This is a genomic window from Pseudomonas fungipugnans (assembly GCF_029955235.1).
GTDB lineage: Bacteria > Pseudomonadota > Gammaproteobacteria > Pseudomonadales > Pseudomonadaceae > Aquipseudomonas > Aquipseudomonas fungipugnans.
On record NZ_JARBWL010000001.1, the window covers coordinates 724,537 to 738,597 of the forward strand.

Genomic DNA, 14,061 nt, shown 5'->3' on the forward strand with positions numbered 1-14,061 from the left:
GCGGCGGTTGCTCAACGTTCCATACCTGATAAGTGAGGAACGGATTGGCCGCGCCATAGGTTTTTTTTGGCGTACATCAGAAACGCCTTGGAGATGTCGGTGTAGCAATATTCGGCAATCTGCCCGCGCCAGTCTTGCAACGCCGGCAGCACGATGGAGCTGGTGCCGCCAGTGCCCGCACCGATTTCCAGAATGCGGATTTGCCGCTGCGGCTCGGTGCTCAACAGCGTTTCGATGTGCTGCTGCACGACGCCTGCGACCACCTGATTGAAGTAGTCGGACAAGGCGTTGTGGCGATAGACGCCCTCGACCTTGTCCATCGAGCCGTTGGGAAACATGACATCGGTGGCCTGGGTGCGTCCGCCCAATATCGCCGGCAACTGTTGCAGGCAGGCGTCAACCAGCTGCACCTGGGCCTTGCGTTGCGGCACGGCGATCAGCTCGTCCCTGAGCCGGCACCAGCGTTGCTCCAGTGCCTGAGCATCCACGGGCTCGGTGACCGCGACCTGGGTGCCCCGGCGCTGCACCAGACCCTGCTGTTGCAGCAGTTCGAGGCTGGTCGTCCACCAGCGGCCATAGTGTTCACCGATGCCGGCCTGATGGCGCAGGACTTCGCTGTCCTGAAACTGCCCCGGTTGGCTGAACAGGCCCATGCGACGCAATTGCACCAGGGTCATGCCGGCCATGGCCTGGTCAAACGGCAATGGATCGTGGACCGCGAGCAATGGTGCGGCAGCGATGCGGTAGCGCTCGAAGCCATCATCAGACGACTGAATGCCGATCTGGCCTAGGACGATCGGCTGCGGTTGCAGTTGCATCAACTGCTGGACCGGCGCCGAAGCGGCCATGCACAGCACCTGATCGAGCTGGCCGTGACTCAGGGCGTCGACAAAGCGGGCAAAACACTCAAAGCCTTCGCGGTCCTGCAGGGCCCCGGCGTGACGGCTCATCGGTTGTGCGGTCGGGTCCGCCGCCTGTTGCTCGGTCAGCGAGGACAGCCAGAACCCCCAGTTGATCGCGCCCACCGGGAACGCCGCCTGCTGGCGCAAGCTGCGCACCAGCGTGTCGCCGAAAGTGATGCCGGCAGCATAGGCGCCCAGCCGGGCCGCGCCGGAGAAGGCAAAGCTTTGCCCCGACGAGAAGTAGCACATGAAATCCAGCGGCTGGTCGGCCAGCGCCCGGTAGAACTCGATGCCGCCACGGCTTTTCACTTGCACGATTGCGTCGAACTGCGGCTCGGGGATGCGCGTGATCGGGTCTTCATGGTTGAACACCACGGCGGAGAAAATCGCCCCGTTGATCGCGCCATGACGCTGTTTGATCTGCGCCACGGCCCGTTGCAGCGAGGCCGGATCGTTGGCGTCGGCTTGCACGTAGTGCAACTGCGCCGGATCGACCGTGCCGCCAACCTGTTGCAGGCAGTTGGCGAGCCGTTGCTGCACCTTGGGATCGTCGGCGCCGCTGCGCCCCAGCCAGATGACCCGCGCCTGATAGTCGGCCAGCAGGTAGCGACTGATAATCGAGCCCACCGTGCCGCTGCCGCCGAGAATCACATAGACGCCGCCGCGCTTGAGCGCCGGGGTGACAAAACGGCCGTCAGACAACGGCGCCTGGGGTTGCCAGTTCAGCTTGAAAATGCGCTGGCGATAACGCACGCCGTCGCGCAGGCACAGCACCTCGCCCCGCGCCAGTCCGCCCTCGCCCTGCAGCTGACGCAGCAAGCGTGGTCGACGGCGGTGGTCGGCCAGTTCACGGCTGTCGACATCCAGGTTGCGCACCCGGAAGCGGTGCTCGCCCTGGGCAATCGCGTAGGCCATGCCCGTCAGGCCGCCACCCACGGCACTCACTGGCTCGCCGCTGATGTCGAAGTTGTCCTGGCTGATGATGTAGCTGTCGATGGCCTGGCAAGGACTGTGTTGCTTGAGCCATTTGATCAACCGCAGCAGCAGTACTTCATTGGCTTTCGGGCTGTCGAGCTGCGCTTGCCAGTCCGTGGCCTGGGCGTTGCCGCCGAAGAAATACAGGCAATCGATGGCCGGGGCCGCGCTCAGGCAGTGTTCCAGCGCTTGCGGATCAGCGACGTCCAGCGCCCAGTGATCCGGCGCCAGACAGACGGTTTGTGTGCCGGGCTCCAGACGGATCACCCGACCGGCACCGTTGGCAAAACCGGCGCTGAGCAGGTAGTGCGCGGTGATCGCTTCTGCCACTGGCCGGGTCGACGCATCGCCGACAATCAGCACGCAACGGTGCTCGGCGGTCATGGGTTCGCTGCCCTGCCCGTCGGCCTGCCAGCGCGCCAGATAGCTCAGGTGATCGCTGCTCGTGGCCGCCGCCGCGTCGGCGTCGGCGTCGGCGGCCTCAAGAGCAGGTGCCGCCACAGGCTCAATACCCGGCAACCAGAACGTCTCGCGGGCAAAGGGATAGACCGGCACGCTGATCCGGTACGGCAGCGGCCCGGCCCGCAGGGCATGCAGCAGCGTCCAGTCGATGACCTCGCCGTTGACCCACAACTCCAGCAGCTTGTGCAGCTTGCCGCTTTCGGCCCAACGGCGAATCACCGGCGCCAGCTCGGCATCAGCCTGGGCGGCGAGCTGTTTACGCTGGATGTCGCCGGCGTAAAGGCCTGCGTCCGGCTCGGCGCCACGCTCGATAAAGCTGCGCAATTGCGTCGCCAGCGCGGCGGGCGAATCGACCACCAGGCCCAGACGCGCCGCCATCATTTCCCGACCGGTTTGCAGGGTGTACGCCAGGTTTGCCAGGTCGGCGCCCGACAGCGCTGGCCGCGCCCCTACATAATCCAGCAGTGCCTGCGCATAATCGCGCAGGCGTTCGCCGTCCCTGGCCGACAGCAGAATCACTTCGGCGCCGCTGGCGGTTGGCAATTCGCGATATTCGTCGTGTTCCTGCAACAGCACATGGGCGTTGGCACCCCCGGCGCCAAAGGACGAAACCCCGGCGATACGCGGCCCATCGCCTGCCGGGCGCCACTCGCCCAGGGTCTGTTGCAGATAGAACGGCGTGGCGTCCAGCGTCAGGTTGGGATTGAGGGTGCTGGCATGCAGGCTCGGCGCCAGTTGTTTGTGTTTGAGCTGGAGAATGACCTTGCTCACCCCGGCGATACCGGCGGCGCCTTCCAGGTGTCCGATATTGGCTTTCACCGAACCCAGCGCGCAGTGGCCGAGATCGACGTCGTCAAGCGCAAAGGCCTGGCTCAGGCCGCTCACCTCGATCGGGTCGCCCAGTTCGGTGCCGGTGCCGTGGGCCTCGACGTAACTGATCTGGCGGGCGTCGAGCCCGGCCTGATCGATGGCCAGGCGAATCACCCTGGCCTGGGCCTGGGGATTGGGCACGGTGTAGCCGTTGGTCTTGCCGCCATGATTGACCGCCACGGCGCGGATCAGCGCGTGGATGTTGTCGCGGTCCGCCAGTGCCTGGGACAACGGTTTGAGCAGCACCGAACCGACACCCTCGCCCGGTACGAAGCCGTTGCCGCCTTCGCCGAAACTGCGGCAGCGGCCGTCTTTGGAGAGCATCTGCCCGGCGCTCAATTCCACGTAGTTGGAGGGATGCAGGTACAGATTGACCCCGCCGGCAAAGGCCATCCGGCACTCACCGCGCCGCAGGCTTTCGCAGGCCCGGTGCAGCGCGGTCAGCGACGAGGAACACATGGTGTCCACCGGTTCGCTCGGCCCGTTGAGGTCCAGCACATAGGACACGCGGTTGGCGGTCGAGCCGAACGAGGTGCGCGGAAACACCAGGTGCCCCTGCTCCCGCAACGCCGGCCCGTAGAGGCTGTAGCCGGTCTTGGTGATGCCGGCAAAGACCCCGACGTTGCCCTGATACTGTTCGGCCAGATCGGCCTTGGTGATGCCGGCGTCTTCCAGCGACTGCCAGCACGATTGCAGGAACAGCCGCTCCTGCGGGTCCATGTTGACCGCCTCACGCGGCGAAATATTGAAAAACAGCGGATCGAAATCGGCAAAGCCGTCGATGAAACCGCCCCACTTGCTATAGCTGCGGGCCTGCTTCAGCGCCTCGGACACCGAATCGACATAGAAGCCCTCAAGCGACCAGCGCTGCGACGGAATCTCGGTGATGCTGTCGCGCCCTTCCTTGAGGTTGCGCCAGTATTCGTCGAGATTCGCGGCCTGCGGATAACGGCCGCTGATGCCGATGATCGCGATGGGCTCGGCGGCTGACATCGCCATCGGCGCAGGCACCGGGGCTGGCTGGCTGGCAACCGGTGCAGTCGGCACCGGCGTTGGCACCTCGGCCAGACCGCTCCACAGCAGGCAGGCGCGGTGATGTTCGGCCACCAGATAGCCAGTCAGCGCGTCCAGGCTGTGGTATTCGAAAAACAGCGTTTTCGACAACAGGCGTTCTGCCGGGCGCAGTTGTGTCATCGCCGAGAACACGTCCTCCAGCGCCTTGTTCAGCCGGGTGATCATGATCGAGTCGATGCCGTACTGCTCCAGCGGCGCAGCGCTTTCGACCCGGTCGGGCGGCAGCTTGGTCACGGCACAAAAGACCGTTTTCAGTCGTTCGAGAATCACCGCCGTGAGCCGCGTGCGCTCCACCGCGACCGGGGCCGACGTCAGCACTGGCTCGGCTGCGGTTTCTTCAGCCGCACCAAAGTGCGCACGAATCTGCGCCAGGTCGCCCTCGATCACCAACAGCCGTTCCAGGCCGGCGTTCAGCCCCAGTTGCAATGCCTGGATGCCGTGAACCGACTGCATCGGCGCCATGCCGGTCTTGTGGCGGATGTGCGCACGGTCGGCGGCGCTGACCTGCATGCCGCCGTCACGCCACAGCGGGTAGTTGATCGACAGCGTGTGGCCGAATCGCAGGCCCTGTTCGACGCGTTTGTTGCGCAACCCGGCAAAGTGATCGACAAAGCCGTTGGCGGCGGCGTAATCCGACTGGCCGATGCTGCCCAGCACCGCCGAACAGGATGAAAACAGCACGAAGAAATCCAGGTACAGCCGACGGCAAGCACGGTCCAGCAGCTCGGTGCCGACCACTTTGGCGGCAAACACCTCGACCATGTCCTGCGCGGTTTTATGTGCGAGCAGCCGATCGCGGTTGATCCCGGCGCCATGCAGCACACCGTTGAGGCCGCCGTGTCGGGTGCAGATTTCTTCAATCAACTGTTCCAGCGCTTCGGCGTCGGTCAGGTCGACCTGCTGGTAAATGACCACCGCGCCAGCGTCACGAATGGCCTGCAACCGTGCCTGCTGACGTGCATCAAGGGCCGAGCGGCCAATCAGGATCAAGGTGACGTCGCTGCATTGCTCGGCAATCGCCCCGGCAAAGATCAGCCCCAGGCCACCGGCGCCACCGGTAATCAGGTAGACGCCTTGGTCTTTCCAGATGATGCGGTCGTGCTCACGGCGGGCGGCGACATCGTCCGCCAGTTCCTGCCATTGCAGTTCCTGGCGCTCGCCCTGTGGGCCGCTGCGTTGCAACACCGAGCTGGCGCGCGGGCGGTTTTCGCCGAGCGTGCTCGACAGCTGTTTGAGCTGCGCCGCCGACAATGGCTGGCCGGGCTCGACCTTGATCATCAGGCAGCGGGCACTCAGTGCCGGCTGCTCCAGGCAGGCGGTTTTCAGCAGGCCGTCGAGACCGGCGTACAGCAGGTGCTCCGGTGCCTGTTCGGCGATCATCAGTTCAACGTGGACCCGGCCCTTGAGCGTCTGCAATCGCAGCAACAACGCAATCGCCAGTTCCTGATAACGCGCTGCCGGGGCGGTCCTGGCGCAGGGCAGGATTTCCCCGCTGACGCCGGCGCCGGCGGCGTGGGTCAGGGCTTGCAACTGCGTCACTTGCGCGCTGCTGAAACCGACCCACAACAGCAGGCGCTGGCCGATGTCATCGTCTGCATCAGCGCTTGCACCCAGCGGCTCCTGCCACACGGGACGTGCCAGAAACAGGCCGTTGGCGGGTTCATCCATCGCGTCTTCGGGCGTGTCCTGTTCGACGACGGTCTGCGGTGTCTGATCGGCCCAGTAGCGCTCTTTGGCAAACTGGTAAGGCGGCAGGTGAATACGTCTGGCCGAGCCGCTTGGCCAGCGTGCCGCCCAGTCGATGTCGCTGCCGGCGACCCACTCGCTGGCCAGCCTGCCGTTGTCGTCCGCCGCCACCGGCAGTGCCTCGCCATTGGCCAGCAGCGCCAGTTGAATGCGCAGTTGCGCGAGGTCATTGACCACCAGCGCCGCCCTCACCCGCATCGGCTCCCGGGCGGTCTGCAAGGTAAAGGCAATGTGGCTCAGCGGCGCTTCGGTCTTGTCCAGCCAGTGTGCCAGTGCCCGGGCGTTGTCGCGCAGGCTGGCGGCGGTTTTGGCTGACAGTGGAATAACCCGGCTCGCGGCGGGCGGCGTTGCGTCCTGGCTTGTGCTTTGGGCCGCTGGGTATTCGCCGATCACCAGATGCGCGTTGGTGCCGCTATGGCCAAAGGAGTTGAGTGCCGCGACCAGGCGTTCGCCGCCACTGGCTTGCCAGGCCTGCGCCTGACGATTGATGTAGAACGGCGAGTGTTCAAGTTCGATCAGCGGGTTGATCTGCACAAAGCCCGGCATGACCGGCAACATGCGTTGGCGGATCGACAGCAGGACCTTGATCAGGCCAATGACGCCAGCCCCCGCCGCCGCGTGACCGAGGTTGGCCTTGGCGCTGCCGAGCACGCAATAACCCTGGGCGTCGGTGAACGCGCGGAACGCCCGGATCAGCGCGTTGGCCTCGACCGGATCACCCAACCGGGTGCCGGTGCCATGGGCTTCGACGTAGCTGATCTGCGCAGGATCGATGGCGAATTTCAGCCAGGTGTCGCGCAGCAATTGCTCCTGCGCATCACCATTGGGCGCGGTAATGCCGTTGCTCGCGCCGTCCTGATTGACCCCCGAGGCCTCGATCACGGCGTAGATCGGGTCGCCATCGGCCTCGGCGTCTTCCAGGCGTTTGAGCACGACCATGCCCACGCCTTCGGAAATCACCGTGCCGTCCGCTGCCGCCTCGAACGCATGGCACTGGCCGCTGGGGCTGAGCATGTCGATGGCCGACAGGCTGATCAGCCCGCGTTGATCCAGCAGCGCATACACGCCGCCCGCCAGAGCCAGGCGGCTTTCACCGTGGCGCAGGCTTTCGCAGGCCTGGTGGATCGCCACCGCGGACGACGAACATCCGGTGTTGACTACCATCGCCGGGCCTTTAAGGTCGAGGAAGTACGACAGGCGTGAGGCGACAATGGCCTCGGAGCTGCCGGTAAACGAGTCGTGGTGATAACCGCCCGGCTCGGCGCCGACATAAATGCTGACCGCCTGACCGGCCAGGGTCATCGGGTTGCACCCGGCGTCTTCCAGCGCCTTCCAGCTTTCTTGCAGCACCAGCCGCTGATGCGGGGTCATCGACTCCGCTTCGTGGGGCGTGAGGTTGAAAAACAGCGGATCGAAGCAGTCGCGGTCCTTGAGGATGCCGGCGCGATTGCAATAGCTTTTGCCCGGCTGCCTGTCGGCGCTGTAGGCATGGGGTTGGAGATAGTTCGGCCCCAGTGCCTGCACACCGTTGCGACCGGCCAGCAGGTTGTCCCACAGCTCATCAACGTTATCAGCACCGGGGAACTGCCCGGCCATGCCGATCACGGCAATTCGCCCGGTGTTGCGGGTTTGCGCTCGGGTATTCGGGGCTTCTGCGCCCGCCAGCGCAGCCGCCATGACCGGGTTGCCCGGTGCCGCCGCTGTCTGCGGCCCGTGCGCGGCGGTTGCCGCCAATGGCTCGGCCAACGCCTGCTCGATCTGCGGGCCATAAGACTTTTGCAGGTAACTGTGCAGTTTGCTCACCGTGGCCTGCTCGAACAGGATCGCGCTGTTGAGCTTGATCCCCAACTGGTTGCCCAGCTGCTTGACGAAACCCACCCCGAGAATCGAGTCCACGCCGTAATCGGAAAACGGCGTGCGCAGCGCGATGCTCTGGCCATCGGCCTTGAGGGTTTTGGCCAGGGCCTCGACGATCAGTTGTTGCAGTCGGTCTGCAACGTCCACGGTTCCGCTGGCAGGATGCTGGTTCAACGTAAACTCCTTGTTTTGTGCAGGCGTGGCGGTCAGTTGCGGCTCAAGGACTTGCAGAGTCAGTGCATCGCCATGGGCGGTGATGATCTGTTGACCCAGGGCGATTTGCGCCGGGATGTGCAGATCGACCTGTTCAAAGCCGCTGCTCCACAACAGCTCAAGCCAGGTCTGTTCGGCGATCAACGGCGAGCCGGGGATGCGCAGCGCCGGGTCCTCGTACAGCCACCAGCCATCGAGCAGGCCGAAGGTGACGGTCGCGGCCGTGGTCTTGCGGTTCAGTTCGTTCAGCGCCAGCAGGCCGCCGCTGCGCAACAGTGACCGGACATGGGCCAGGGTCCTGCGCATGTTGGCGGTGGCGTGCAGCACATTGGTGGCGACGACAATGTCATACGGCTCAAGGCTGTCAGCGGGCTGGCTGATGTCGAGAATGTGCGTGGTGAACCAGGGCCGGCCTGCGGCGAAGCGGCTTTCCCCGTGCTGCAAGAAAGCCCGTGAGAGATCGCTGTAACAGTATTCGCCGATGTGCCCGGCCAGCGGTTCCAGCGCCGCCAGCAAGGCGGCGGTGGTGCCGCCAGTGCCGGCGCCGATTTCCAGGATGCGCACCGGACGTGCCGGGGCGGTGTCGAGCAGCCACCGCACGTGCGCCGTCACCCGCAATGCCAGTTGCTCATTGAAGAAGTCCGACAGGGTGTTGTGCTGGTAGATGCCCTCGACCTTGTCCATCGAGCCGTCCGGAAACAGCAGGTCCGTCGCCTGAATCCGGCCCGTGAGAATCTGCGGCAGTTGCAGCAGGCAATCGTCGATCAGGGTCACTTGCACCCGGCGCTCGCGGTCCTGGAAATAGCCATCGCGCTGGGTTTGCCAGGCGGCCAGGATCGCGGCGTGTCGCGTCAGGGCAACAGGGGTTGCCACGGCAAAGGTCTGACCTTGCTGCTGCAAGTAGCCGTGCTCCAGCAGAATCGCCAGGCATTCGTGCCACCAGCGCCGATAGCGCTCGCTGATCCCGGCCTGCTGGCGCCAGCTTTCGGCGCTGTGGGCACCGGGCGCGGTGAAGATGCCCAGGGTCTGCAACTGGATCAACAACAGCACGGCAATCGATTGATCGAGCGTCTGCGGATCAAAGATCTGCTGCAACCGTTCGCGCTCGGCGGGCTCCAACTCGACGCCCGGTGCCGCTTCGGGTGCTAGCACCGTGGGATCGAGCCGCCACTGCTGGCCCTCGGGCACGGCCATCAACTGACGCACCGCCGGCGAAGCCTTGAGGCACAGCAGGCGGCGCAGTGAACCGCTGGACAGCTGCGCGACAAAGCGGCTGAAACAGGCAAAGCCCTCGTCGTCATCAAGTGCGTCCAGGTGCTGGCTGACGGTCTGCGCTTGCAGCGAAGCGCGCCAGAAGCCCCAGTTGATCACGCCGACCGGAAAACCCGCCGTCGGCCCGATGGCCTCGGCAAACGCGTCGGCGAAGGTGATGCCGCAGGCATAGGCCGACAGCTTGGCCGCGCCGGAAAAGGCAAAGCCCTGCCCCGAGGAGAAATAGCAGAGGAAATCCAGCGGCTGCCCGGCCAGCGCCTGATAAAAATGCAGGCTGCCACGGCTCTTGATGTCGAGAATCTGCTGGAACTGCGCCTCGGTGGTGTGCTGGATGCTGTTCTCGAAGTCGAAGACCATCGCAGAGAACACCGCGCCATTGATTCGCCCGTAACGCTGATTGACCAGCGCCACCGCCTGCTGCAATTGCCCCAGGTCTGTCGCATCGACCTGCAGATAATCGACCCGGCCCCGAAACTGCTCGGCCTTCAGGCTGTGCTGTATCTGCTCGCTGTCGGCGGGTTTGCGCCCGAGCCAGATCACCCGGGCCTGATAGCGCTCGATCAATTGGCGGCTGATCACCTGACCGATCACGCCGCTGCCGCCGAGGATCAGGTACACCCCGTTCTGCTTCAGCGCCGACGTGCTGGTGTGGCTTGGCGGCAGCGCCAACGGGATCAACTGCTGGATAAATCGCTCGCCACGGCTGAGTTTGATCAGCTCGCCGCGCTGCGAAGCCGGCTCGGCGAGTATCTGCGCCAGCAGCGGTTGCCGGCTGTGCGGCATTTCAAGCTCGTCGAGATTGAGGTCCAGATTGCGCAGGTGCACCCGGTGTTCGCTCTGGGCCATGGCGTAACCCAGCCCGGCCATGCCGGCCCCCAGCGGATTGCCCCGCTCCGGCGCGCCGGCAAAGGCATAGCGGCCGAAGGACAACAGAAAGCAGTCGGTCGCGCTGGCGTCGTTCGCCGCCTGTTGCAACGCCTTGAACAGCCGCAGCAGCGGCAACTCGTGGTGGTGCAGGCTGTCGGCCAGCGCCGAAGGCGTCGTGTGGCTGGCCGTTTGCGCGCCGATCACCAGGACCTGCGCCACCGGGCCGAGGGCCGACAGAATGTGCGCAAAGCCTGCGGGATCATCGTCGCCGCAACGCCAATGGCCTGCCGCCAATTCGACTGTGGCGCCAATACCGCCGTCGATCCGCAGCACATTCCGGCTGCCTTGATAATGCTCGACCAGTGCCGCCCACAGCAGCCCGGTCGCGGAGGCGGATTCGCCCAGAGTCACCAGCACCACCGCTCCGGTGCCTGGCGCTGTGGCCTGCTCGTCTGTGGCTTGGGTCTGCCAACGCGGCAGGTAGCAGCAGTCGGTCAGGTCCTGCTCGGTTGTCGTTTCGACGAAGGGCGCATCGGCTGGCGGGTGTGCCAGTCCCGGCATCCAGTAGCTGTTCCTGGCGAACGGATAACCCGGCAGGCTGATGCGCTGGGGGCGTCGATACGAACTGTCGAGATAGAGCGGCTGCCAGTCGATGGTTTCGCCCTGCACCCACGCCGTCGCCAGTTCGCTCAACTGTTGATGTTGCAGCCAGTGCTCGATTGGCTGCGAGGTGGGTTGGTCCAGCGCCGGATCATAAGGATCGCTATGGCCACAGAACACGTTGTCTTGCGCTTCGCCTGCCAGCCACAGCGCCAGACAGCGCTGCACATCGGCGAAGGATTCAACCCGCAGCGCCAACCGCTCGGCCATCGCTTCACGCCCGGTTTGCAGGGTCCACGCCAGGTCGGCCATGGCCGGCTGTTCAGTGTCCAGCGCTTTGTTTAGCACAGCCAGCAAGCGCGACGCCGATTCCGTCAGGCGTTGCGGATCACGGGCCGACAACAGGATCAGCCAGGGGCCGGGCATCGCCGGGCGTGAGTCGGTCACGCCGAGGTGTTCTTCGACGATCAGCGAGGCATTGGCACCGCCTGCGCCAAACGAGGAAATCGCGGCCATGCGCGTCGCGCCGTTGGCGGTCCAGGGCGCCAATTGCTGTTGCAGGCGAAACGGGGTCTGTTCGAAATCAATGCTCGGGTTGGGCTGCTTGGCGTGCAGCGACGGCACCAGTTGGCGGTGTTGCAGTTGCAGCAGGACCTTGCTCAACCCGGCGATGCCGGCAGCACTTTCACAGTGGCCGATATTGCTTTTGATCGAGCCGATGGCGCAGCGGGCGTCGTCGCCATGGGCAAAGACCCGGCTCAGGCCGCTGATCTCGATCGGGTCGCCCAACGCGGTACCGGTGCCGTGGGCTTCGATGTAGCTGATGCGGCTGGCATCGACGGCCGACCGCGCCAGGGCTTTTTCCAGCACACGCTGTTGGGCGCTGGCGCTCGGTACGGTGTAGCCATTGGTTTTGCCGCCGGCGTTGATCGCGCCGCCGCGAATCACCGCGTAGATCCGGTCGCCGTCGGCCAGCGCCTTGTCCAGCGGCTTGAGCACGACTGCGCCGACGCCCTCGGCATCGACAAAGCCGTCGGCGTCATCGCCAAAGGCGCGGCAGTGTTCGCCGGGCGACAGCATCATCATTTCGCACAGGCTGAGGTAGTGCTGTGGATTGATGATCAGGTTGATGCCGCCGGCAATCGCCACGTCGCAGCTGCCACTGTTCAGGCTCTCGACCGCCAGATGGATCGCTGTCAGCGATGACGAACAGGCGCTGTCGACCACGAAGCTCGGACCTTGCAGGTCCAGCTGATAAGACACCCGGTTGGCAATCGACCAGTAGTTGCTGATGGGGTTGTAGCTGCCGTTCATGACCCCGACAAACACCCCGACTTCGCCCTGGTGATGCAAGGTCACCGGGTTGTAGCCCGCGTCTTCGATGCTGTGATACGCCACTTGCAGGAACAGCCGTTCCTGCGGGTCCATCCGTTCGGCTTCGGTGCGCGAGATGCGGAAAAACGCTGGATCGAACTGGTCGATGCCCTCGATAAAGCCGCCCCAGCGCGTGTACAGATGCCCGGACTTGCCCTTCTCCGCCGCAAAATAACGCCGCCAGTCCCAGCGCTCGGCGGGGATTTCGTCGATGGCGCAATGGCCGTCGGCGAGGTTGCGCCACAGCTGGCTCATCGACTGCGCGCCGGGATAACGGCCGTCGAGGCCGATAATGGCGATGTGGTTGGCCTCGGCCTTCTCGACCGGTACGGCGGTTTGTTCCTGGCGGATGGTGGCTGCCGTTGTCTCGCGCACTTCAGCCTCGGCTTGCCCCAGCAGCGCTTGCAGTTCTTCGCTGCGATGCTGGATAAAATGCTCGGTCAGCGCCGCCAGGGTCGGCACTTCAAAAAACAACGCGCTGTCGATGGCGGCAAAATGTTCGCTGAACGCATGGGTCAGCCGGACCACCAGGATCGAATCCAGGCCATAGTCTTCCAGCGGCCGCGACAGGCTCATCTTCTCGGCCGGGATCTTCAACGTGGTGCTGACCAGATGGCGCAGGTAGTCGGCGACGCGACGCCGCCAGCCGTCCGGGGCAGTCTCGTCCTGTTTCGGCGTGAAGCTGTCTTGAGGCACGCGGCTATCGGCGGGCGATGCCGCTGGCCGCGCGGTATTGATGACTGGCTGACGGACGATGCCGTCGCTCTCGGCCAGAATGATCTGTTGGCCCCGGTCATGGGCCTGCCGGGCCGGGAACAACACCGGGCTGAAGCCCTCTTGCTCCAGCACCGCCTGCCAGCCTGCCGGCGAAAGTCCGGGGCAACCGGGAATGCGCAGGGCGCCATCGCGGTGCAGCCACCAGCCTTCGAGCAGGCCGAAACTCAGGTGGGTGAACAGCGACGCTTCGCTGATTTCATTGAGCATCAGCAATCCACCTTTGCGCAGCACGGCCTTGGCGTTGCGCAATGTCTGGCGGATTTGCGGGGTGGCGTGCAGCACATTGGTCGCCACCACCAGATGATAGTGATCGGTCTCGATGCCCTGCTCGGCGCACGGGCGCGACACATCGAACAGTCGGGTTTGCAGGAACGGGTTGTCCCCACCAAATTGGTCGACGCCGTGTTGCAGGAACGCTCGCGACAGATCGGTGTAGCAGTATTCGCCAATCTGCGACCGCCAAGGCGCCAGCGCGGCCAGCAGGCCTGCGGTGGTGCCGCCCGTGCCGGCGCCAATTTCGAGAATGCGCAATGGTTCGGCGCCCGCTGGACGGCTTTCGATATAGGCCAGCGCTGCTTCGATCAGCACCTGATTGAAGTAGTCGGATATCCGATTGTTTTTGTATACGCCTTCGACCAGCGTCATCGAGCCGTCAGGAAAGAGCACGCGAGTCGCGGTCTGCTCACCGCGCAGCAGCGCTGGCAATCCCTTGAGGCAGGCGTCGAGCAACTGCGCCCTGGCCGCCAGATCCGGGTCCTGGCGCCAGAGCGCCAAGCGCTCATTCCACTGCTGCCACAGCGCATCGGCAGCGCCGGTTTCGACACCGGCGACGTATTTCAGGCTTTGCGCCAGCCACAGGTGCAGATAATCCGGCGTGACATGACCGTGTTCTGCCGCGAGGCGGTGCAGGTCCTCGGCGCCAGACAGCCCAAGCGTCTGCAACTGGCTCGCCAGCAGGCGGCGTGCCAGGGCATCGAGTTCGCCGCAGGCGGCGGCAGTGGTCTGATGTGCGTCTGTTTGCATGCTTCAACTTCCCTGTGACGCGTCTGCTGTGGGTGAAATGGATTACTTC

General features: G+C 64.7%; 1 protein-coding gene. It reads right to left on the bottom strand.

Features of this window, described 5'->3' with window-relative positions; genetic code table 11:
* Positions 1–11: 11 nt before the first annotated feature.
* Positions 12–14,012: an SDR family NAD(P)-dependent oxidoreductase gene (locus POF45_RS03045; protein ID WP_282315018.1), complete on the bottom strand. Its 14,001-nt coding sequence runs from the start codon at positions 14,010–14,012 to the stop codon at positions 12–14.
* Positions 14,013–14,061 lie beyond the last annotated feature (49 nt).

Bases quoted from the DNA above. Each gene is read 5' to 3' on its own strand.
- POF45_RS03045 (WP_282315018.1), bottom strand. From the start codon at position 14,012: ATGCAAACAGACGCACATCAGACCACTGCCGCCGCCTGCGGCGAACTC.